Source organism: Neorhizobium galegae (assembly GCF_021391675.1).
Classification (GTDB): domain Bacteria; phylum Pseudomonadota; class Alphaproteobacteria; order Rhizobiales; family Rhizobiaceae; genus Neorhizobium; species Neorhizobium galegae_B.
The window spans coordinates 784,453-807,437 of the sequence record NZ_CP090096.1; the positions used below are offsets into that span (position 1 = coordinate 784,453).

Below are 22,985 nucleotides of genomic sequence, written 5' to 3' on the forward strand. Positions count from 1 at the left end.
TGGGATGGCGCCAAGGTTATTCGGGAATGCGATGATCGCCGGCCAGGTGCCGACGCTCGATCATTACAAGTCGGCTTTCGATGATCACCTCGACGCCGTCGCTGCCTAACGGCAATACGACAATCGCCTGACTGTCGTCAGCTACGCCGGCAGCACCAATCCGCAATGGGCGGCGGAGGCGGAAGCCTTCATCGCCTGGCAGGATGCCGCCTTGATCTACATGTTCCAGCAGGCGCCGGTGTCGAGGCAGGCGAGATCGCGCGCCGACCATTGAAGAGTTCATCGGCGGCATCGCGCCGATCGTCTGGCCGAACCTCTGAGAAACAGTAGTGGCGTAAGGGCCTGCGCCGGTCCGCCGTAGTGCAGGCCCTCAACCCGACGCGGTACAAACAGGTTCAGAAAGAAGAGTTCTCACCCGTTTTTCCCGTCCGAGCTCTCAAAAGTCACTTGGTCGCCGCCGATGGGCTCGCCGTCATACCTTGAGCTTCGTAAGATTCTAAAGTAAGCGTTCGCTTGTACAGAAATCACTGAAGCAAGCGGTTCGCAGTCCCCTTGGCGCCTTTCAATAAGCCCCAGTTGAGACTTCGCGAAGAAACTGAAGGCGACGGATGGGTATGGTTGATGCGACGGAAACGTCAGCGGGGATGAAATCCCTTTTAAACGTGCACCGCAGCAAAGGGACGGTCGTAACCAGCCTGATATTTATCATTGCTCTTTCCTTGGTCGTGTCTACCGGAACTTGGGACGGGTTCGGGAAGCGTTTTTTGGGGTTCTTCTCGATACTGATCGGATTGTTCGTCCTCGGCATACACCCAGTTATCAGGGTGAAGGCTGCGGCCGTGCTTAGTGGCCTCGCGCACTGGCTCACTAAACGTGGGGCCTTTGCATCAAGCCCAGAGCAAGAAGCACCCAAATTTGCGCTCATACGCATCGCTTTTGGGCTCTTCATGATCGAGCGAGCCTTCTGGATTTTAGCCTATCTTGGGCCCTCAGATTGGGGGCAGCCAACTGTTTGGTTGACTGCCATGACGGGATTGCTATGCGGTGTCTTGGTGACATTCGGTCTCTTCACCCAATACGCCCTCGTGTACCTGATAGTTTTCCAATGGCAGATGGGAGACAGACTCCTCAGCACGTACACATTGGCGAATTATATCGCAGCGATGCTTTCAGTGCTCCTGATTTTTGCAAACGCCGGTGCGAACTTTTCGCTAGACCGGTTGCTGATGAAAAGTGGCACGTTCGCGGGAAGGGCCATCTCAGCGTTCTACTATGACAACGGATTGCCAAGCGAATCCGGACTGCAGCTCGCGAAGCTGATGACGCTTGCCTGCTACTGGTGCGTGTGCTTGTACTCGCTTTCGATCCACCTGGCGGAGCCTGCTTGGATGTCAGGCTCGGCGGGTCCGATGCTGCTCACCAACAACTTCATGTCCAGATATTCGACTGAGTTTAGTTGGTTGCTTTCGCAAGGCCCGATCCCGGTTTTCCTGGCGCGGGTATCACTCTGGGCGATGTTGCCATGGTATCTTCTGCTGCTGCCGTTTGTGCTTCTCGGCGGAGTGTTTCGCAAGTATGTAATCGTATGGGGCTTGCTGTTCTTCGGGCTGAGCCTGTTCGTCCTCCAGCTCGGGTGGCTGGCCCAATTCGAGTTCCTGTTCCTGGCAGCCTTGTTTTGGACCAAGACGTTCATCAGTGGCGCAAATAGGCTGCAGGTGGCGTACGATGACCGCTGCAATCTGTGTGATAGAACGGTGACGTTCGTAAAGGCCGTCGATCTCTTTAGGCGGGTCCACCTTAAGCCGCTGTCCAAGAACATTCCGTGGCTTCTCGAAGTCGGCATCGACCCTGATGATGCTCAAAAGGATCTCTACGCGGTGGATGCCAGCAATGGGAAGGCAGTCAAAGGTTACGAGTTCTACGTGCTTTTATCGAAGCACGTGTTCCTTTTGCTGCCGCTTCATCCGGCGCTCGTAATTGGTCGGTACTTGGGCGGACCGGCGGTCTACAGGTTCGTTGCCGAGCGCCGGACGAGGATGTTCGGCGTCTGCCAAATCCCCACGCCAAAGCCAGAGTATACGCTGTTGCAAACAGGTCAGATGGTCCACAAGGATGTCGTCCCTGGTGATCCTATCTCCACCGTCTTCTGTCATGTAATGATCCTACTTACATGCTATGTAATCTCGCTTCCTCTGCCGTACGTGGTGAAAAACCCTCCGAAGGTCCTGTCGAAAATCCAGAGATCCGTTGCGACGCCGACGAACGCAGCCGGTATCTACGGAGTCGGTCCAATCAACGTGTTTAATTCTACCGATCTTCGGATGGCTGAGAACTGGTTTACCCTCAGCAAGAAGACCAAGGACGGCCTCGAACAGCTTCTTCCTATATTCTCCGAGGATGGGAAGCGCCTAGCGGCTCACAGGTCTGACCGGGTCTATTTTGGGCATACGGTGGCGTTCAGGCGCGGGGTAATCGGCAAGGAAGGCTGCCAATTCGAAGCGTTTCGCAAGAAGGTCAGCTATCTGGTCGAGAACGAACACCTGAACGGTGACACCCTTATTTATCGCCAGTACCTGGAGCCGCTTCCCAGCGTAGATTTGCTATTGCGGGGCCAATATATGGCGAGCGAGAGACGACTTGTCTGTGAAGTAATATTTTAGCGGATTCCGCCCTACTGAGCTTAATAGCCTACCATGAAGGCCCCCTCGTAAGGGGCTCTTTTGCTTTTGCGCGGACCTAACCTCAAAGGACATCACCCATGAAACTCGTAGCCGACTGGCGCCGGGTGCTTAAGCGCGCCTGGTCGGTCCGGCTGATGATCCTCGCTGACATCCTCTCCGGGTTGGAAGTGATCTTCTCGCTCCCCGACATCGCCGACCGTCTCGATTGGCCGCAGGGCATCTTCGCCGCGCTGTCCGGCCTCACCACAGCGGCGGCATTTGTCGCGCGCCTTGTCGCTCAAACAGGAGTTCCCAATGAAGCCGACCACGAAGACCAGACTTAAGAAGGGCAGCACGATAGCCGCGGCGGCGGTTGCACTGGTGGCGGCGTGGGAAGGCGCGAAGACAGTCGCTTACAAGGATATCGTCGGCGTTCCGACTGTCTGCTTTGGCGAGACGCGCGGCGAGGAAGCGCTTTGAATGCATGGAGCGCATCTCTAGCGATTGCAGCAACACAATTGTAATCAAGGCTGGTTGCTCACGATGGCGTAGTGGGTTTCAGACTGGCTCACAAGTCGAGCCGTGGTCCGAACTCGAAATTAAAGAAATCAATAAGTTACCGGGATGGCGGGGCTCGATCTTCCAGTCATCTTCTGGGCACCATTCCTATTTGATCCCTACCAAGATCAAATACTTAACGCCTTTCCAAACAGTTGCGCATACCCCCTGCCGGGGCTCGTCCGAGGAGCGTTTTACCGCGGTCTCAGGGGCGCACGGTGTAGTGTTCGCGCATCGTGTCGGCTGACCCGCGAACCACCTCGGAGATCTGCAGGAGCTGGGTGACCAGAGGCGTCGAATTGCGCCAGATCATTCCGATGGTGCGCGAGGGCCAGGGCGCCTGGAACCGGGAGATCGAAACCTGCGCCGAACGCGTTTCCAAAGGCACCGCCATTTCCGGGATCAGAGTTATGCCGATACCCGCGCTGACCATCTGGACTAGGGTGGACAGAGAGCTGCCTTCCATGACTTCCCGGGCGCGTGTCGATCCTATCTTGCAGAACGATAGAGCCTGATCGCGGAAACAATGTCCTTCCTCCAGAAGCAGCAGGCGCATTTCGCGGAGCGCTTCGCGTTCGGGTACCGGTTTGCCCTCGTCCTCGCGGCGCCGGACGAGCACGAACTCCTCCTCGAACAGCTTGAGTTCGGTCAGAAACGGTGCCGATACGGGCAGGGCGACGATTGCCAGATCCAGCTCGCCCTGGGCCAGCTCCTGGACCAGCTTTGCCGTTTGCGTTTCGCGCACCTGTAATTCGATCCCCTCGAACGCCTTGTTCAGATCGTTGATGATGGCCGGCAACAGATAAGGCGCAATCGTCGGGATGATGCCGATGCGCAGGCGTGCCAGAAACGGGTCGCGCGAAGCGCGGGCGAGGTCGGCCAGTTCATCAACGGCCCGGAGGATGTCGCGGACCCGCAGCGCGAATGTCTGACCGAAGGCGGTAAGTTTCACTTCACGCGCATTCCGCTCGAAGAGGTCGCCCCCCACTTCCTGTTCGAGTTCCTTGATCTGCATCGACAGGGCCGGTTGAGAGATCGCACACGCATCGGCCGCGCGGCGGAAGCGGCCATCCCGCGCCAGGGCTTCGAAATAGCGGAGCTGTTTGAGTGTGAGATTTTTCATAATCTCAACTTATCGCGACGATCAGTAAATCCAACTTAAATTTATGAGGCGCTTCCGGTAAGAAGGGATACGAGGGAGGGCGCGCGCTTGGCTGCCCCGACGAAACGAGTGGGGACTACAGTCGGACACAGCGCGGCTGAACCAGATGGTTCGGGAGAAAATACCCTCTTTTGCACGGCAGATAATTAAAGAAATCAAGGAGATAGTCATGGATGCGAAATCTAGCGAAAACGCCGGCAAATGTCCGGTCGCCCATACACCTCGCGGCAGATCGAACCGCGAGTGGTGGCCCAATCAGCTGAACGTCCAGATCCTTCATGGGCACTCCGTTCGCTCCGACCCGATGGGCGAGGCGTTCAATTACGCCGAAGAGTTCAAGACGCTCGATCTCGAGGGCCTGAAGAACGACCTTCATGCGCTGATGACCGATTCGCAGGAATGGTGGCCGGCCGACTTCGGGCATTACGGCGGCCTGTTCATCCGCATGGCCTGGCACAGCGCCGGCACGTACCGCATCACCGACGGTCGCGGCGGCGCAGGCCAGGGCCAGCAGCGTTTCGCGCCGCTCAACAGCTGGCCGGATAACGTCAACCTCGACAAGGCTCGTCGCCTGCTCTGGCCGATCAAGCAGAAATACGGCAACAAGATCTCCTGGGCGGATCTGATGATCCTCACCGGCAATGTCGCGCTCGAATCGATGGGCTTCAAGACGTTCGGTTTTGCCGGCGGCCGCGCCGACGTCTGGGAGCCGGAAGAACTCTACTGGGGTCCGGAAGGAACCTGGCTCGGGGATGAGCGCTACAGCGGCGAACGCCAGCTCGCGGAACCGCTCGGCGCTGTGCAGATGGGCCTCATCTATGTCAATCCGGAAGGCCCGAACGGCACTCCCGATCCGCTTGCTTCGGCACGCGACATTCGCGAAACCTTCGCCCGCATGGCGATGAACGACGAAGAGACCGTGGCGCTGATCGCCGGCGGCCACACTTTCGGCAAGACCCACGGCGCTGGTGATCCATCGTTTGTCGGTATCGATCCGGAAGGCGGCGAGCTCGAAGCCCAGGGCCTCGGCTGGTCGAGCAAGTTCAACACCGGCGTCGGTCGCGATGCGATCGGCAGCGGCCTGGAAGTGACCTGGACACAGACCCCGACCCAGTGGAGCAACTACTTCTTCGAGAACCTGTTCGGCTTCGAATGGGAGCTGACCACGAGCCCGGCTGGCGCCAAGCAGTGGGTGGCGAAGAATACTGAAGCTTCCATCCCGGACGCTTTCGACCCGTCGAAGAAGCAGCTGCCGACCATGCTGACCAGCGATCTGGCGCTGCGTTTCGACCCGATCTACGAGAAGATCTCGCGCCGGTTCCTGGAAAACCCGGCCGAATTCGCCGATGCCTTCGCCCGCGCCTGGTTCAAGCTGACCCATCGCGACATGGGGCCGAAGGTTCGTTATCTCGGCCCGGAAGTTCCGGCCGAAGACCTGATCTGGCAGGATGTGATCCCGGCCGTCGACCACGATCTGGTCGATGAACATGATATTGCCGACCTGAAATCCAGGATACTTGCATCCGGCCTCACGGTACAGGAACTGGTGTCGACCGCCTGGGCTTCCGCCTCGACCTTCCGCGGTTCCGACAAGCGTGGCGGTGCCAACGGCGCGCGGATCCGGCTTGCGCCGCAGAAGGACTGGGAGGCCAACCAGCCGGCACAACTCGCCAAGGTCTTGAGTGTTCTCGAAGGAATCCAGAAGGATTTCTCCGCTACCCGTACCGGAAGCAAGAAGATCTCGCTCGCTGACCTGATCGTGCTTGCCGGCGTTGCCGGTGTCGAGAAGGCGGCAAAGGCAGGTGGCAATGACATCACCGTGCCCTTCACGCCGGGTCGCATGGATGCGTCCGAAACACAGACCGACGCCGCTTCCTTCGCCGCGCTGGAACCCCGTGCCGACGCGTTCCGCAACTATGTCAACAGCGGCAAGACGCAGTTCATGAAGGCTGAAGAGGCCCTGGTGGACCGCGCTCAGCTGCTGACGCTGACAGCACCGGAAATGACGGTTCTCCTCGGCGGCCTGCGCGTGCTGAAGGCTGGCCAGCCCGAACACGGCGTCTTCACGTCCCAACCGGAAACGCTGACGAACGATTTCTTCGTCAACCTGCTCGATATGGGCACCGAATGGTCGCCTGTTGCCGGTAAGGATGGTGTTTACGAAGGCCGTGACCGCAAGACCAAGGCACCCAAGTGGACCGGCACCCGCATCGACCTGATCTTCGGCTCGCATTCGCAGCTTCGTGCGATCGCGGAAGTCTATGCCCAGTCCGACGCCAGGGCGAAGTTCGTCAAGGACTTCGTTGCGGCCTGGACCAAGGTCATGAACGCCGACCGTTTCGATCTCGTCTGATCGACCAAAATCGCCCGGACGTGGCTCAGCTACGTCCGGGCACCTTTTTCAATGCTGACGAAACGCCGGGCTTTTCAGGTCGGCACGAAAGCCGAGGCGATCGCCAGCACGAATCCGAGGATCGTGGCGCAGACCGACAGCGCTTCGCGGGTTTTTTCAGAGCTGACGCCCCATCCCTCGCTGGTGAGATACCGCGCGATCAGGCCCAGCGAAAGCAGTCCGACGCAACCGAGGAAGGCGAAGAAGTAAATTCCGTACTCCATGTTGGAGATCTTCTTGGTCAGCACCTCGGTTATCCCGACCAATGTCGAGAGGGACAGAAGCAGGCTGCCGATGATCAGGTATTCGGCATGTTGCGATCGGGCTGTCGAATAGAGCGACAGGATCGTGAACAGGAACGCGACCAGGACGATGGCGATGTAGTTGCCGCTGACATGCCCGGTCGCGGAAATCGACATGAAGATCGACGTCAGGATGAACAGCGCTGCCGCCAGGATGATCTTGTATTTCGAGTTGAAAAACTGGCGCATAATATGATCCGCTCTAAACCGGCCGCCTGCGGCGCTGGCAAATGCCGTTTCTCGGACTATGGGAAATTCGGCGCGCGATGAACAGGTTGCCAGCCTGCTATTCAGTGGAAATCCACGCCCGAGTTCAGGCAAGCCGTTTTCGCTGGATGGCGTAGGCGCCGCCGGCGCTCATCACCGCCAGCAGATACCAGGTCACGGCATAGACGAGGTGGCTGTTGCGGAAGCGGATCACCGTCAATCCCCCGACGGGAAGGCCGCCCGGGATCGGCGTCGCGTCGGCGTCGATGAAATAGGGCGCCACCTTTTCGAGGCCTTTTGTTGCCGCGATCGCGGCCACGTCGCGCGAGTACCAGCGGCCGCCGGCAGGATCGTTGGAGCGCAGGAAGGCGCCGCCCGGCTCACTGATGCGGATGAGGCCGGTGATCTTAACGGGGCCTTCGATCTCGCCGTCCGCGCGTGCCGCCGGATCGCGGCGGTCGGCGGGGACGAAGCCGCGGTTGATGAGGACGGTGGTTCCGTCCTTCTGTTCCAGCGGCGTCAGGATCCAGAAGCCGGGGCCGAGATCGGTGACGGCCTGAACCAGTGTTTCGTCGTCATGGTGAAAAACCCCGGCGGCGGTGACGCGGCGGTATTCGTCGTTTTCCGCGTTGATGGCAGGCCAGGCTGGCGATGAGGGAGCGGGGGCCGGCGTCGCGGTGACGCGGGCATCGACGCGGGCGATCAGATCGAGTTTCCAGAAGAGCCGCTGCACTTGCCAGGTGCCGAGCCCGATAAAGATCAGTGTCAGGAAGAGCATCGCTCCCGCGAAGATGAGCCGGGAGCGGGCCGGCTCCGCATCCACTGTTTCTCCAGTCAAAGGATGATCGAGAGCCATGCGTCTATCCTTTCCAGGCTCATCCCCTCCGGGGGATCACGGCATGTTCTTCATCATCTCCGGCGACATCGGCATCATGTTGGTGTTCAGATGGTGCATGACCCAGAGCGACCCGGCAAGCGTGATGCCGACCAGAACCAGGGTAAATAGCAGTGCCATCATCGTCCAGCCGCCTTCGGAGCGCGGGTTCATGTGCAGGAAATAGACCATGTGCACGACGATCTGAATGACGCCCAGCCCCATGACGAGGAAGGCGGTGAACAGCTTGCTGTCGATGGCGCCGCTCATCACCAGCCAGAACGGAATGGCCGTCAGGATCACCGACAGGCTGAAGCCGATCAGGTAGCTTCTCAGCGTGCCGTGGCCGGCCTGGTGGCCGTTGCTATGGCCATGATGGGCCTGGGAGGCGCTTTCGTGAGCGGGAGCGTGCGGGGTTTGGCCGTGCGAACTCATCCAAGGACTCCCATGAGATAAACGAAGGAGAAGACGCCGATCCAGACGACGTCGAGGAAGTGCCAGAACATCGAAAGGCACATCAGGCGGCGCTTGTTTTCCGGGATCAGGCCGTGTTTGCCGACCTGCACCATCAGCGTGATCAGCCAGATGATGCCGAAGGTGACGTGCAGACCGTGGGTGCCGACCAGCGTGAAGAAGGAGGAAAGGAAAGCCGAACGGGTCGGTCCTGCGCCCTCGTGGATCAGGTGGTTGAACTCGTAAAGCTCAAGGCTGAGGAAGGCCGCGCCGAACACGCCCGTCACACCGAGCCAGAACAGGGTCTCGGTCTTTGCACCCCTTTCCATCTGCAGCATGGCAAAGCCGTAGGTGATCGACGAGAAGAGCAGCATTGCCGTGTTGACGGCGACGAGCGGCAGGTCGAACAGGTCGGCGGGCGAGGGACCGGCTGCATAATTGCGGCCGAGTACGCCATGGGTGGCGAAAAGCACCGCGAAGATCAGGCAATCGCTCATCAGGTAGAGCCAGAAGCCCAGCATCGTGCTGCCTTCCGGATGATGATCTTCCGTGAGGTAGAATTGCGGCTTTTCGGTTTCCATGCCGTTGGATTGAACTTGCGTCTGGCTCATGGTCTCAGGTCCGTTCCGCGAGCAGCCTCGAGCGCGCGTCCTCTGTTGCGGTCACGGTTTCGGCGGGAATGTGGAAATCCCGGTTATAGTTGAAGGTATGGCCGATCGCCGTGGCGACCATGGCGATGAAGGAGACGGCCGCCAGCCACCAGATGTACCAGATCATCGCGAAGGCGAAGACGATGCTGATGCCAGCCAGGATAATCCCGGTGCCGGTGTTCTTCGGCATGTGGATCGGCTTGAAGCCGCCGAGCGGGCGTTCGTAGCCACGAAGTTTCATGTCGTACCAGCTGTCATGATCATGCACGACGGGCGTGAAGGCGAAGTTGTAGTCCGGCGGCGGCGAGGAGGTCGACCATTCCAGCGTGCGCCCGTCCCACGGATCGCCCGAGGTCTCGCGCAGCTGGTCGCGGCGCATGAATGAGACGACGAGCTGGATGATGAAGGCTCCGATGCCGCAGGCAATGATCCCGGCGCCGATGGCGGCGATGATGAACCATATCTGCAGGGAAGGATCCTCGAACTGATTGACGCGGCGGGTGACGCCCATCAGGCCGAGCACGTAGAGCGGCATGAAGGCGACGAAGAAGCCGATCTGCCAGCACCAGAAGCTGATGAGACCCCAGAACCTGTCGAGCTTGTAACCGAAGGCCTTCGGCCACCAGTAGACGACGCCCGCCATGAGCCCGAACAGCACGCCGCCGATGATGACGTTGTGGAAGTGGGCGATCAGGAAGAGCGAATTGTGCAGCACGAAGTCGGCCGGCGGGATGGCCAGCATGACGCCGGTCATGCCGCCGATGACGAAGGTCACCATGAAGCCGATCGTCCAGTACATCGGCAGCTCGTAGCGGATGCGGCCGCGATACATGGTGAAGAGCCAGTTGAACATCTTCGCGCCGGTGGGGATCGAGATGATCATCGTCGTGATGCCGAAGAAGGCGTTCACGCTCGCGCCCGCGCCCATCGTGAAGAAGTGGTGGAGCCACACGATGTAGGAGAGGATCATGATCACGCAAGTGGCATAGACCATCGAGGCGTAACCGAACAGCCGCTTGCCGCTGAAGGTGGCGACGACTTCGGAAAAGATGCCGAAGGCCGGCAGCACGAGGATGTAGACTTCCGGATGGCCCCAGATCCAGATGAGGTTGATGTACATCATCGGATTGCCGCCGAGGTCATTGGTGAAGAAGTTCGTTCCGACATAGCGGTCGAGCGACAGCAGCGCGAGCGTGGCGGTCAGGATCGGGAAAGTTGCAACGATCAGCACGTTGGTGCAGAGCGAGGTCCAGGTGAAGATCGGCATCTTCATGAAGGTCATGCCAGGCGCGCGCATCTTCACGATCGTGGCGATCAGGTTGATGCCCGATAGCGTCGTACCGACGCCCGCCACTTGCAGGCCCCAGATGTAATAATCGACGCCGACGCCCGGACTGTAGTCGGCACCCGAGAGCGGCGGATAGGCGAGCCAGCCGGTGCGGGCGAATTCGCCGACGAAGAGCGACATCATGATGATGATGGCGCCGGCCGTGGTCATCCAGAAGGAGAAGTTGTTGAGGAAGGGGAAGGAGACGTCGCGTGCGCCGATCTGCAGCGGCACCACGTAGTTCATGAAACCGGTAACGAAGGGCATCGCCACGAAGAAGATCATGATCACGCCATGGGCAGTGAAGATCTGGTCGTAGTGATGCGGGTTGAGGTATCCCTCGTTTCCGTTGAAGGCGATCGCCTGCTGGATGCGCATCATGATCGCATCGGCAAAACCGCGCAGCAGCATGATGATGGCGAGCACGATATACATGATGCCGATCTTCTTGTGATCGACGCTGGTGAACCACTCGCTCCACAGATAACCCCAGAGCCGATATCGTGTGACGAGCCCGAGAACGGCGATGCCGAGCAGCGCTACGACGATGAAGGTCACGACGAGAATCGGCTCGTGATAGGGGATGGCTTCAAGGGTAAGCCGTCCGAAAAGGAATTGCGTCAGGGTGGTGTTACCGAACATGGGTCTCTACCAGATCTGTTGAAACGCGGCCTTACGGCTGCGCCGGGGCATTGTTGTTGAGCTGCGCCGGCGCTGCGCCGCCCGGATTGCCTCCGGGCATCGTGTGGCCTTGCATGTCGTGGTTTGTCGATGGCGCCTGCGATTGCGGCTGCCCGGAATTCTGGTCGACGCCCTCGGCCGGCTGATCGCTGCGGGCCGGGTTGCCCGTCGCCGGAAAGGTCGCGGCAGGTGCCGCATGGCCCGCTTCGCCCGCATGGCGGTTGTCATGCTCCAGCCTGGCACGGTTTTCGTGGCTCTCGATTCCGCCGCCGCCCGTCATGTCGATATGCATCATTTCGTCCATGCACATCTTGCCGGGCGTGGCGCACATGTTGAGCACGGTCCTGTAGAGCCCGTCCTCGACATTGGCGTAATAGCGCACTGGTTCCTTGGTGCTCGGCTTTTCGAGCTTCAGATAGGCATCGCGGTTGAGCGCCGTGCCGTTCTGCTTGACGCGGGCGATCCACTGGTCGAAGCCTGCCTGGTCGACGCCGTGGAACTTGAAGCGCATGTGGGAAAAACCGTCGCCGCTGTAGTTCGAGGAGAGGCCTTCGTATTCGCCGGGCTTGTTGATGACGGCATGCAGCTTCGTCTCCATGCCAGGCATGGCATAGATCATTCCGGCCAGTGCCGGCACATAGAAGGAGTTCATCACCGACGAGGCGGTGATCCTGAAGTTGATCGGCACGTCCACCGGGGCCGCCATCTCGTTGACGGTGGCGATGCCGTAGTCCGGGTAGAAGAACAGCCATTTCCAGTCGAGCGCCACGACCTCGACCGTGAGCGGCTTTGTCTCCGCCGGGACGGCACGCTGGGCGTCCAGTCGTTCGAGCGGCCGGTAAGGGTCGAGCTTATGGGTGCTGATCCAGGTGACGGCACCGAGCGCGATGATGATGGCGAGCGGTGCGGACCAGATGATGACTTCGAGTCGCGTCGAATGGTGCCATTCGGGATCATAGGGCGCACTGGTGTTGGAGGCGCGATAGCGCCAGGCGAAAAACAGCGTGAGAAAGATCACCGGCACGATGATGATCAGCATCAGCACCGTGGAGACGATGATCAGGTTGGCCTGCTGTTTGGCAATATCGCCGGAAGGCGACATGACGACCAGATTGCATCCGGAAAGGCCTACAAGGACCAGAAGAGCGAACAACCGTGCTACGATTTTCAACTGAGGGGTCATCTCGGGCTCAAGTTTGCGTTTTGTCTAGCTCGGAATAGGCTTGTTCCTGTACGGGCTGAAATGAGGTGGTTCGTCGCAGTGCAGCAATGTGTCGCAGTGCAGCAAAAAACCGCATGGCCTTCGGCACCGTTTTGCGGCACCACCGGCACACTCGGCATTTGCCTCCGCCAACCGGAAATCTAGGACAACCTACCCGGCTGACCAGAGGGTGTGAATGGGAAGACGGTGCGGCTCGCCGCAATTGTCAGTTTTTTTAGCCTTGTTCCTTGATCTCGGCAGCATGTTGATCAACATTTCGGGGCGAGGCGAACTATCGCCAGGAGGAGTTCATGACCACGGTCGTCAATCCCGCGTCAACAGGCCCGACATCGTCCGGCCTCGAAAGGGACGCCCGCCGCATTCATGACGACAAGCCGATCTCGCCAGGCAGCATCGCGCTTGGTGTGATCATCGGCCGCATGTCGGAATTCTTCGACTTCTTCGTTTACGGGCTGGGCTCCGTCCTCGTTTTCCCGAAGCTGATCTTCCCGTTTGCGCCGACCCCGGTAGCCGCAACGCTGATGTCGTTCGCAATCTTCCCGCTCGCCTTCATGGCGCGACCCGTCGGGACCTTCGTCTTCATGTGGATCGACCGCAATTATGGGCGCGGCACCAAGCTGACGATCGCGCTGTTCCTGCTCGGCGGATCGACGGCCTCGATCGCCTTCCTGCCGGGTTACGACACGATCGGCTATTGGGCGGTGGCATTGCTGGCGCTGTTCCGCATGGGGCAGGGTTTTGCGCTCGGCGGCGCCTGGGACGGGCTCGCCTCGCTCCTGAACCTCAATGCGCCACCTAACCGGCGCGGCTGGTATGCGATGATCCCGCAGCTCGGCGCACCGATCGGTTTTGCGCTGGCGAGCATCCTGTTCGGTTATTTCGTCGCCAATCTCTCGGAAGCGGATTTCATTTCCTGGGGCTGGCGCTATCCGTTCTTCGTGGCGTTTGCGATCAACGTCGTGGCGCTGTTCGCGCGCCTTCGCATCGTCGCCAGCAAGGAGTTCGGTTCGGCGCTCGAAGCCAACGAGCTGCAGGCCCGGCCGATCTTCGAAATGCTGAGCAAGCATGCCCATGACGTCGTGCTCGGTGCGTTCGTGCCGCTTGCCAGCTTCGCCATGTTCCATCTGGTGACGATCTTCCCGTTGAGCTGGGTGACGCTCTATGGCGGGCAGTCCGCGGCGGAATTCCTGTTCGTGCAGGTGATCGGGGCCGCCGTCGGCATCGTCGGCATCATTCTCTCGGGCCTGATCGCCGACCGTATCGGCCGCCGCAGCCAGCTGATGATCGGCGCGGTGATCATCGCGATCTTCTCGTTCTCGGCGCCCTTCCTACTCGATGCCGGCGGCAAGGGGCAGGACGCCTTCATCATCATCGGCTTCGGCATTCTCGGCCTCTCGTTCGGCCAGGCCTCCGGTGCCGTCTCCTCGCGCTTCGGGCAATATTATCGTTATACCGGCGCGGCGCTCACCTCCGACCTTGCCTGGCTGGTCGGCGCCGGTTTCGCACCGCTGGTGGCGCTCGGACTTGCCAGCAGTTTCGGCATCATCTTCATCGGCGGATATCTGATCTCCGGCGCGATCTGCACCATCGCGGCCCTCAGCCTCAGCCGGGTTCTGGACCAGAGCGGCGAGCCCGGGCAGGAGCGGTAACGGCTTTCGTTACTTTCCTTCTCCCCGGCGGGGAGAAGGTGATCCGAAGCATCGGACGAGGGGTGTCGCCTCCTCAGGCTGCCTTTTTGGCAAGCGTCGGCCGCGTCGCAGCGGCCTTTTCCACCATCGCGGTCACTTCAGCACGGCGCGCACCCGTCAGCGGCATGCGCGGCATGCGGACGCGCTCGGAGCCGCGGCCCATGATCTGCTCGGCGAGCTTGATCGACTGGACGAGGTCGTGCTCGGCATCGAGATGCAATAGCGGCATGAACCAGCGATAGATGGCGCGGGCTTCGACCCAGTCGCCGCGGGCAGCGGCAGCCACGAGGGCGACGGATTCCTGCGGGAAGGCGCTCGTGAGGCCGGAGACCCAGCCCTTGGCCCCAAGCATCAGGCCCTCGAGCGCGACGTCGTCGAGGCCGGCGAAGATGTCGAAGCGGTCACCGAAGGCATTGATCAGGTCGGTGAAGCGGCGGGGGTCCGGCGCGCTTTCCTTGACGGCCTTGATGTTCGGCACGTCTTCGAGCTGCCGCAGCACGTCGGCGCCGATGTTGACGCGATAGGCCGGCGGGTTGTTGTAGAGCATGATCGGCAGCGAGGTGGCGGCGGCGACCGTCTTGAAATGGGCGACCAGTTCTTCCGGCTTCGGCACGTAGACCATGGCCGGCAGCAGCATCAGGCCGTCGGCGCCGAGCTTCTCGGCATCCTGGGCATAGGCGACGGCGCGGCGGGTGTCGAACTCGGACACGCCGGTCACGACCGGCACGCGGCCGTTCACCACTTCGACGGCGGCCTTGAGGATGGTGCGCTTTTCTTCCGGATCGAGCGAGTTGTTCTCGCCGCAGGTGCCCATGACAATCAGGCCGTTGACGCCGTCGTTGACGAGCGCGTCCTGTACGCCTTGCGTGGCCTTGAGGTCGATCGAGAAGTCTTCGTTGAACTGTGTCGTCACTGCGGGGAAAACGCCGCTCCAGCCTGTGGTCATGAAATGCACTCCTCTGGTTGATGGATCATATTATGCGCGGTTGCGCCGATATCTGTTACGCGAAGGGTTCGGCCGGGCCTTTGCTTGGCTCAGTGAACCATTGCGGGCCGCTGTCGGTCATGTGGATGTGGTCTTCGAGGCGGATGCCGAAACGGTCCGGGAAAACGATCATCGGTTCGTTGGAGAAACACATGCCCGGTTCCAGTACGGTCGCATTGCCGCGCACGATATAGGGCTCCTCGTGGATCTCGAGGCCTAGGCCGTGGCCGGCGCGATGCGGCAGACCGGGGAGGATGTAGTCTGGGCCGAGGCCGTGTTTCGCCAGCACCTTGCGGGCCGCATCGTCGAGACTGCCGCAGGTGGCGCCGAGGCGGGCGGCCTCGAAGACGGCCTGTTCCGCCTCGCGCTCGATCGCCCAGGCGGCTGCGAATTCCGTAGTAGGCTCTTCCATCACATAGGTACGGGTGAGATCGGAATAATAACCGTCGAGCCGGCAGCCGGTATCGACCAGGACCACGTCGCCAGGCGCATAGGCCTGCTCGCCGTCGGCGCCGTGGGGAAGGGAGGTCGCAACCCCGAAGGAGACGATGCAGAAACTCGAACCGCCTGTGGCACCGAGGGCGCGATGCTGTTCGTCGATATGGCGGACCACGTCCGAGGCAAGCACGCCCGGCTTGATGAAGGCATGCGCTCGGCGATGCACTTCCAGCGTCAGGTTCATCGCATGCTGGATGAGATCGATCTCGGCCTTCGATTTCAGGAGCCTGAGATCGCGGATCAGCCGTCCGCCATCGGTGAGCCGCTCAGTGCCGAAAACGGCGGCGAGCTGGTGGTAGACGAATAGCGGCAGCGCGTCGTCGAGGGCGACTTTCACATTGGAAGGCAGAAGTGCGGCGACCAACGCGGCGCTCGCTTCATCCTCCTGCCAGACGACGATCTCGCCCGGCAGATGGGATAAGCTTTCAACCCGGCTCCGCTCGAACCCCGGCACGATATAGGTCACCGATTTCGGCGTCACCAGCGCGCCGAGCAGGCGTTCGCTCTGGTGCCAGACGAGGCCGGTGAAATAACGCAGGCTTTCGCTGGCGCCGAGCAGGATGCCGCCCAGCCCCTTTTCGTCCAGCGACGCCTGAAGCCGGGCAAGACGCTGCCGCCGCTCGTCGTCGGTGATCTTCGGGACGGGGTGAGACCAGGCCATGTCCGCTTCCTTTCGATTTCGCTCCGGTTATATTCTGTTGTAGTCAGTTTGTCGACAGGGATATTTGGCACGCGCAGCCGACCTGCATTCCGCCCTCGCCAATGTTAGCGAAACCGGCTGATGCTGTAAGGTTCGATATCGAGGGCAGGCTTTCGGCGCGCCGCGATATCGGCGACCAACCGGCCGGTCACAGCTGATTGCGTCAGCCCGAGATGCCCGTGGCCGAAGGCATAGATGATCGCCGGCGTCGCGGTCGAAGCACTGATCACCGGCAGGCAGTCCGGCATGGAGGGACGAAAACCCATCCACTGGCGGCCACCATCGGTCTTCAGGTCGGGCAGGAAGCTTTTCGCCTTTTTCAGCATCGCCTCCGAGCGCTTATAGTTCGGCGCCAGTGTCAGCCCGCCGAGCTCGACCGCGCCGCCGACGCGGATGCCGGAGGAAAGCGGCGTTACCACGAAGCCGTGGTCGTTGAAATAAAGCTGGCGATGCAGCGGGAAGGCCCCTTGCGGCAGCGTCGTATTATAGCCGCGCTCGGTTTCGAGCGGGGCATGATCGCCGAGGCCGGTTACAATCTTCTTCGACCAGGCGCCGCCGGCCAGCACGACGGTTTTCGCATCGAAGATGGCGCCATCCGCCAGAATGACCCTGGCGCCATCGTTTATGGGCTCGATGCGGATGACGTCACCGATCCTGAGCGATGCGCCACGGTACATGGCGTTGCTGAAAAGGGCCTGGGTGAATTCCAGCGGGTCGGAAACCTGCAGGCCGGAAGGGGTGAAGATGCCGTGCCGAAACTGCGGCGCAAGGCCCGGCTGCAGGGAGTCGATCTCGTCGCGGCCGACCTTCTGGAACTCGAAACCGGCCTTGCGTTTCGCTTGCCAGTCGTCACCAGCGGCATTGAGGCTTGCCTCGCTGTCGTAGAGGTCGAGCGTGCCGGTCTGCTTCACCATTGCCCGAAGGCCGGCGCGTTCGACGGTCCGCAGCATTTCGTTGCGCGCCATCGGCATCATCCTGGCATGTACGCCGACGGTACGCTCATAGGCAGGCCGGGCGCTGGCCCGCCAGAGGCGCCACAGCCACGGCACCATGTTGAGTGCGTAGGACGGCGGCAGGCTGAGGGGACCGAGCGGATCGAGCAGCCATTTCGGCGCCTTCCACATCATGCCGGGTGCGGCGATCGGAATGATTTCCGGAAAGGCGAGAATGCCGGCATTGCCGCTGCTCGCACCGCGGGCCACTTCGCCGCGCTCGATCATCAGCACCGAGCGGCCGTCTTCCAGCAGGTAATGCGCCGACATCGCGCCTATTATGCCCGAGCCGATGACGACGGCGTCGACCGAAGAGGAGTTCATGATTTCTGGTCCTGTGAAGCGGATGCGGAAGGGGGATCAGGATGCGGCAAGATCGATCGGTTGGCCGAGATCGCGGGCGATATAATCCTGGATCTGCCGGACGATCTGTTCCGCATGCTTGATGGCGAGCCTATCGGAACGCTCGACGTCGCGCGCTTCGATGGCGGCGATCATCTCCTCGTGTTCGTCGACATACTGGCGCGGCAGCCGATCATCGAAGGTACGATAATAGAGGCGCAGGATGCGGCGCCCTTCGTCGAGCAGTCGGGCGAAGAAGGTGGTGTAATAGGAATTGCCGGCAAGTTCGGCGATCGCCACGTGAAATTCCCGGTTCGCCTCGATCATCGCGAAGGCGTCGTGGGCGGCAACCGCTGCAGCGAACTCCGCCTGCCGCTTGCGGATTTCGCCCATCGCCGGCGGCGTCGCGCGCATGGCGGCACCGCGGGTAGTGACGCGGTACATCAGCATCAGCGCATCGAAATAAGGAGGCAGAGAGGCGAAATCGATCGTCGCGACGATGGTGTTGCGGTTCGGCAGCGTGGTGACGAGACCATCGGCAGAAAGCCGCAACAATGCTTCGCGGATCGGCGTGCGCGACATGCCGAAACGCTCGGACAGCCGGACTTCGTCCAACGGGCTGCCGGGGGCCAAGGCCATGGCGAGGATTTCCCGGCGCAGGATCGTATAGACGCTCTGCGTCCCGGAGCCGCGGGTGCGGGGGATATCGGTTTCTGCAGGTTCGTTCGTCGCCATCGTTCACCGTTCTGCGTCGCAAGCCAATGCGTCAGGACAATTGCACACGTGTTGTCGACAGGAAAGCCCTCAGGGTGACAGAACGGATGTGGTGCAGTTTGGTCGGATCGAAGCCTCAGTCGCCGCCGGCCTTGGACTGGCCGTGCAGCATGGCAGCGACGATCCGCGCTGCCGCCAGTCTGCCCGCGACGATCGCGCCATCGACATAGCCGGGATAGGACGGGGACAGTTCCGACGATGCGAAATGGACAGGGGGCACGCCTTCGTTGATGATGTCTTCCGCATAACGGGCGTCGAGATCGATGATGACATCGCTATAGGCGCCGCCGCTCCAGGGATCGTCGACCCAGTCGCGCACGTGGATGTCGCGCGGATTGCCGCCTTCGGGGCCGAAGGCCGCGGTCAGCTGTTCGCGGATGAAAGCGATGAGTTCCTCGCGCGGTCGCCCATGCCATTGCTGCGCTTCCGGCCCGCCGACGAAAACGATGAGGCCGGCATAATCGTCGTGGCTGGCATCGCAGGCATAGAGGCCCTGGGGTTCGTGCCACATGACGGCGCCGGAAAGCCCCCGTTCGCGCCAGAACGGCTTGTCGTAACTGACCTGCAGCTTGATCGACAGGCCGGGCGCCCAAGCGGAAAGCGCCTTCTGTAGCGGCTGCGCAAGGGCTGGCGAAAACGGAAGCCGGCGGATCATCACCGGCGGCAGCGCCAGGATAAGGCGTTTCGCCGAGAAACGCTCGTCGCCGGCGATGACGGTGACGCTGGCGTCAGAATATTCGATCCCCGTCACCGGCGTGCCAAGGCGCAGCCGGTCGCCGAGCCGGGCCGCCAGCTGGTCGGCCAGCGCATGCAGCGTGCCGGGCAGGAACATTTCCATTTCCGAATAGGTATTGGTGATGCGCCGATCGTTAGAGGCGAGCCAGGTGAAGGCGACTTCCTCCGGCGCGCGGCACCAGAGGCCCTTGATCAGCCGCAGGAAACTTTTCCTCACGTCGGGGGCCACGTCGTCCTGCCGGGCCACCCAGTCGGCGACCGTCAGTTTCGCGAGCTCCGGGTCGTCCGGATCGGTGGCGATCATCCGGTCGCGGAGCGCATCGACCCCCCGCCAGCGCGCAAAACCCTGCTGCGGCGGGACCGGCGGCCGGTAGATGGCCTCGCCATCATAGTGGGTCATGACCGGCGTCTTGCCGTTTTCCTCGATGACGGCCATCAGCTCGCTCATGTCGCGGCAGAAGAACTGCCCGCCGGTATCGACCCGGGTACCGTCCGGCAGCGTCTCGGATTCGACCTTACCGCCGACCCGATCGCGCGCCTCGAGCAGCAGCACGTCGAGCCCCGCATCGACAAGCTCCAGCGCGGCGCTCAGGCCCGTAAACCCTGCGCCGACGACGATGGCATCCCGCTCAGGCATTCTTTTCTCCGACTATCTTCCTGCCTTTGCCATTACCGCAAGCGCTTGGGCGCGTCCATGAGGCTGGGAAGGGAGCGGTCCGAATCATGCCGCCCTCGGACATCGATACCTGAGGGCGGACCGGCGTCATTCGAGCGGCAGGATCAGGACGTCACGGGCGGGCACCTCGATCTTGCCGCCGTCATGAGCGTTTCCGACCGGCCAGACCGCCTTGCCGGCGGCGAGCCGTCCATGGCCTTCGGCCAGTTTCACCTCGGTCACCTGCGCCGAGCGTGTCGGATTGACGAGCCAGAGGAAGCTGCCTTTTTCGCTCCGGTGGATACGCGCGAACAGCGCCCTGTTTGACAGGGCCGCATGGGGCGTGCAGCCGCTCCAGCGCAGCAATTCGGCGAAGAAGGCACCGTTCGCCTTGCCCCGCGACTTGTAATAGGCGACCGACGGATTGGTGCCGATCAGCAGCGTGCGGCCCTTGCCGTAGGTGTTTTCGACCACGGCAAGACGCCCGTCGTCGAAATTGCCGCGAGCGGTGCCGCCGGCCAGCACATAGGATTGCAGGAAACCGCCGCCATCGACTGCCGCTCCGTCCAGCTTGAAATGGATGCGGTCGCCGATATCCGGCATGAACTCCACCTGATCCTCGCGGGCGCCAAAAACCTTGTCGAGGCCCATGTTCGGCTGCACCTGGCCGACATGGCCGCGGTCGCCGAAATAACCGGGGCAGGCCTCGGCGATCAGCGTGCCGCCGTTTTCCACCCAGGCGGTGAGGCGTTTTGCCTGCTCGGCGGTGAACATGATCGGATAGGGGAAATAGAGGCGGTCATAGGCGTCGATATCGTCGATATGGACCCAGTCCGGTTGGACGCCGTTTTCGAGGAAGGCGCGATAGGCGCCCCACATGGCTTCCGGATAGGGCTTTTCCTTGCGGTCGTAGTTCAGCAGGTAATCCCATTCCTGAGTCTCCGGAACGACGAGGATGCCGATTTCGCCGCGCACCGGTTTTGCCTCCCAGAGGGCGGCCTGCGCCGGGTCGTTCGCCCATTTCGCCATGTCGCTCTGCAGCTTCGAGAGTGGCGTGCGGGCGCCGTCCATGCCATAGGCGCCGAAGGCACCGAAGAGCGGGCCGTCGAGCAGCGGCCGCCAGCGCAGGTTCAGCACGCCGCGGGCACCCCCCGCAAACGAGGTCATGCTCCACAAGCGGATATCTTCCGGCTCGGCGACGCGGCCGTCTTCCTTGTCACGGCCGATCACCTGCGGCTGCAGCCAGAGCGGCCCGCCCTGGCGCTCGGCGTGCCAGAAGGGTTTTCCACGAGCGGCGGCGCGGTTGATGTCGACGCCGTACCAGTTCTTCCAGGCTTCCGACCCCTTGCGGGCCTGGATCCAGGTGAAACCGTAAATCTCGACCTTGGAGGCCGCCAGCCAGTCGTCGCAGCCGTTCGCCGCCATGTTGGGGATCGCGCCGGATATGCCGTGGGCGGCGATGGTGTTGTTCGGATCGACGGCGCGGATCGTGTCGATGCGCCATTGCATCTGGTCGTAGAAATTGTCGCGCTTGAACTGCAGCCAGTCGATGCATTCCGGATAGGGCGCCATGTGAACCGGCGGCTCCACATCCTCCCATTCGGCATAGCTGTAGCGATGCCAGGCCTTGGCGAGCACTTTCAACGTGCCGTATTTCTTCTCCAGCCACTTTCTAAAAGCCGCTTTGGCGTAGCTGCTGTAATCGACATCTGCGGAATAATTGCACTCGTTCCAGACGTCGTAGCCGTAGATCGCCGGATGATCCTTGTAGCGGGTGGCGAGCGCGGTGAGGAACTTGCCGGCCGCTTCCTTCACCTCGGGGCAGTTCAGCGTCAGTGCGCCAGCGCCGCCGCCATTGTTTGAGAAGCCGCCAGTCGCCGCCGACACGCCCATATAGGAGCCGAGCCTGGTGCCGTCGGCATTGACCTGCAGCGCATCGGCATATTTGCGGACCGCCCAGTCGGGCACGGCATGAATGAGCTCGGCGATGACCGTCTTGATGCCGTTCTTGGCTGCAAGGTCCATCTGCCGGTCGTATTCCTCCCAGTCGTAGACGCCGGGCGAGGTTTCGATCGCACTCCACATGAACCAGTGGCGGAAGATGTTGAGGCCGTCTTCGCCCGCCGTCGTATAATCGCGCTCCCAGTCTTCGCGGGGCGGATTGGACTTGCGGAAATAGACGGCGCCGTAGGGGAATTGGATATCGTTTTTGAGCATGGTCCTGTCCTTCTTCATCGATGTTCGGACATGGCTCCGCCCTCCGGGGAAGGGCTCCGGTCTGGAAGCGGCGAAGATGGCGTCCGGTTAGTCCTGAAAAGCGTTGATCTTAGCGTGGCCCTCCGGCGAGATAGGGCTTCATCCAGCCAAGGCCTTCGCTGGTGCCGGCCTTCGGCCGGTATTCGCAGCCAACCCAGCCGTCGTAGCCGAGGCGGTCGAGTTCGCAGAGTATGAAATCGTAGTTGATCTCGCCGGTACCCGGCTCGTTGCGGCCGGGATTGTCGGCGATCTGCACATGGGCGATCCTGTCCTTCAGGCGGGCGAAGGTCGGGATCAGATCGCCCTGCATGATCTGCATATGGTAGAAGTCGTACTGGATGTAGAGATTGTCGGAGCCCACCTTGTCGAGGATGCGTTCCGCGTGATCGGTCGTCGACAGGAAGAAGCCCGGAATGTCGCGCAGATTTATCGGCTCGATCAGCAGCCTGACGCCAGCATCGGCACAACGCGGTGCGGCGTATTTCAGGTTGTCGACCAGTACCTTTTCCAGAGCGTCGGCGTCGGCGTCGGCGCCCTTCGCCACGAGGCCGGAGATGACATTGACCTGTTTGCAGCCGAGCGCCTTCGCATAGTCGAGCGCCAGAGCGACACCGTCTCGGAATTCCTCGATGCGGTCCGGCAGACAGGCAATGCCCCGCTCGCCGCCGGCCCAGTCGCCCGAGGGCACGTTGAAGAGCGCCTGGACGAGGCCGCTTGCTTTCAGTGCATCAGCGACCTTCTCCTTCGGTTCGGCGTAGGGGCCAAGATATTCGAGCCCGCCGAAACCATCTTTCGCAGCGGCGGCGAAGCGATCGAGGAAGGGCAGATTCTGGTAGAGGAAGGAGAGATTGGCGGAGAATTTCGGCACTGAC

20 protein-coding genes are annotated in these 22,985 nt (G+C 61.4%); 5 read left to right on the forward strand and 15 right to left on the reverse strand.

The genetic code is table 11. The annotated features are described in order from the left end of the window. Positions 1–16: 16 nt before the first annotated feature. Positions 17–292: a hypothetical protein gene (locus tag LZK81_RS26470; RefSeq protein WP_233956883.1), complete on the reverse strand. Its 276-nt coding sequence runs from the start codon at positions 290–292 to the stop codon at positions 17–19. Between the two features lie 316 nt (positions 293–608). Here LZK81_RS26470 and LZK81_RS26475 point away from each other — a divergent pair, with 316 nt between their 5' ends. From LZK81_RS26475 to LZK81_RS26485, 3 genes are all read left to right on the forward strand, one after another. Further along, a complete protein-coding gene (locus tag LZK81_RS26475) occupies positions 609–2,660 on the forward strand; it encodes a thiol-disulfide oxidoreductase DCC family protein (protein WP_233956884.1) in 2,052 nt (683 codons plus the stop codon). Positions 2,661–2,758: 98 nt separating this feature from the next. Further along, a complete protein-coding gene (locus tag LZK81_RS26480; RefSeq protein WP_233956885.1) occupies positions 2,759–3,004 on the forward strand; it encodes a hypothetical protein in 246 nt (81 codons plus the stop codon). Beyond that, the gene (locus LZK81_RS26485) at positions 2,976–3,140 is read left to right on the forward strand and encodes a glycoside hydrolase family protein (protein WP_233956886.1); all 165 of its coding nucleotides are present in this window, start codon (positions 2,976–2,978) and stop codon (positions 3,138–3,140) included. Before LZK81_RS26480 ends, LZK81_RS26485 begins: the two co-directional genes overlap by 29 nt. A gap of 283 nt (positions 3,141–3,423) precedes the next feature. On the opposite strand, the gene LZK81_RS26490 is transcribed toward LZK81_RS26485, so the two are convergent. Next, complete coding sequence (locus tag LZK81_RS26490; protein WP_233956888.1) at positions 3,424–4,341, reverse strand: hydrogen peroxide-inducible genes activator; 918 nt, start codon at positions 4,339–4,341, stop codon at positions 3,424–3,426. A gap of 208 nt (positions 4,342–4,549) precedes the next feature. Between LZK81_RS26490 and katG the strand changes: the two genes are divergently transcribed. Next, on the forward strand, positions 4,550–6,733 hold the full coding sequence (katG, locus tag LZK81_RS26495; RefSeq protein ID WP_233956889.1) for a catalase/peroxidase HPI: 2,184 nt from the start codon (positions 4,550–4,552) through the stop codon (positions 6,731–6,733). Positions 6,734–6,807: 74 nt separating this feature from the next. Here katG and LZK81_RS26500 read toward each other — a convergent pair whose 3' ends face one another. From LZK81_RS26500 to cyoA, 6 genes are all read right to left on the reverse strand, one after another. Continuing rightward, positions 6,808–7,263, reverse strand: coding sequence for a hypothetical protein (locus tag LZK81_RS26500; RefSeq protein ID WP_037082810.1), 456 nt, complete (start codon positions 7,261–7,263; stop codon positions 6,808–6,810). 124 nt (positions 7,264–7,387) lie between these two features. Then, positions 7,388–8,137 (reverse strand): SURF1 family protein, encoded by a 750-nt coding sequence (locus LZK81_RS26505; protein WP_233956890.1) that lies wholly within the window; start codon positions 8,135–8,137, stop codon positions 7,388–7,390. Positions 8,138–8,173: 36 nt separating this feature from the next. Continuing rightward, a complete protein-coding gene (gene cyoD / locus LZK81_RS26510; protein WP_037082809.1) occupies positions 8,174–8,590 on the reverse strand; it encodes a cytochrome o ubiquinol oxidase subunit IV in 417 nt (138 codons plus the stop codon). Beyond that, entirely contained in the window at positions 8,587–9,219 is a 633-nt protein-coding gene (gene cyoC / locus LZK81_RS26515; protein ID WP_046604792.1) for a cytochrome o ubiquinol oxidase subunit III, read from the reverse strand. The genes cyoD and cyoC overlap by 4 nt, the downstream gene beginning before the upstream one ends. A 4-nt stretch (positions 9,220–9,223) precedes the next feature. Continuing rightward, entirely contained in the window at positions 9,224–11,227 is a 2,004-nt protein-coding gene (gene cyoB / locus LZK81_RS26520; protein WP_233956892.1) for a cytochrome o ubiquinol oxidase subunit I, read from the reverse strand. A 31-nt stretch (positions 11,228–11,258) separates the two neighbouring features. After that, positions 11,259–12,449: a ubiquinol oxidase subunit II gene (cyoA, locus tag LZK81_RS26525; protein ID WP_233956893.1), complete on the reverse strand. Its 1,191-nt coding sequence runs from the start codon at positions 12,447–12,449 to the stop codon at positions 11,259–11,261. A 329-nt stretch (positions 12,450–12,778) separates the two neighbouring features. On the opposite strand from cyoA, the gene LZK81_RS26530 reads away from it, so the two are divergent. Beyond that, positions 12,779–14,137 carry an MFS transporter gene (locus LZK81_RS26530; protein ID WP_233956894.1) on the forward strand — a complete coding sequence of 453 codons (1,359 nt, stop codon included), beginning with the start codon at positions 12,779–12,781 and terminating at the stop codon, positions 14,135–14,137. Between the two features lie 73 nt (positions 14,138–14,210). Here the strand turns inward: LZK81_RS26530 and LZK81_RS26535 are convergent, their stop codons facing one another. From LZK81_RS26535 to otnI, 7 genes are all read right to left on the reverse strand, one after another. Beyond that, entirely contained in the window at positions 14,211–15,122 is a 912-nt protein-coding gene (locus tag LZK81_RS26535) for a dihydrodipicolinate synthase family protein (RefSeq protein WP_046604788.1), read from the reverse strand. A 55-nt stretch (positions 15,123–15,177) separates the two neighbouring features. Continuing rightward, entirely contained in the window at positions 15,178–16,320 is a 1,143-nt protein-coding gene (locus LZK81_RS26540) for a M24 family metallopeptidase (RefSeq protein ID WP_233956897.1), read from the reverse strand. A 104-nt stretch (positions 16,321–16,424) separates the two neighbouring features. Further along, entirely contained in the window at positions 16,425–17,675 is a 1,251-nt protein-coding gene (locus tag LZK81_RS26545) for an NAD(P)/FAD-dependent oxidoreductase (RefSeq protein ID WP_233956899.1), read from the reverse strand. A gap of 36 nt (positions 17,676–17,711) precedes the next feature. Further along, positions 17,712–18,428 (reverse strand): GntR family transcriptional regulator, encoded by a 717-nt coding sequence (locus LZK81_RS26550; protein ID WP_046604785.1) that lies wholly within the window; start codon positions 18,426–18,428, stop codon positions 17,712–17,714. A gap of 115 nt (positions 18,429–18,543) precedes the next feature. Continuing rightward, positions 18,544–19,839: a flavin monoamine oxidase family protein gene (locus LZK81_RS26555; protein WP_233956901.1), complete on the reverse strand. Its 1,296-nt coding sequence runs from the start codon at positions 19,837–19,839 to the stop codon at positions 18,544–18,546. A gap of 126 nt (positions 19,840–19,965) precedes the next feature. Continuing rightward, a complete protein-coding gene (locus LZK81_RS26560) occupies positions 19,966–22,074 on the reverse strand; it encodes a beta-galactosidase (protein WP_233956903.1) in 2,109 nt (702 codons plus the stop codon). A gap of 109 nt (positions 22,075–22,183) precedes the next feature. Continuing rightward, positions 22,184–22,981, reverse strand: coding sequence for a 2-oxo-tetronate isomerase (gene otnI / locus LZK81_RS26565; RefSeq protein ID WP_233956904.1), 798 nt, complete (start codon positions 22,979–22,981; stop codon positions 22,184–22,186). Positions 22,982–22,985 lie beyond the last annotated feature (4 nt).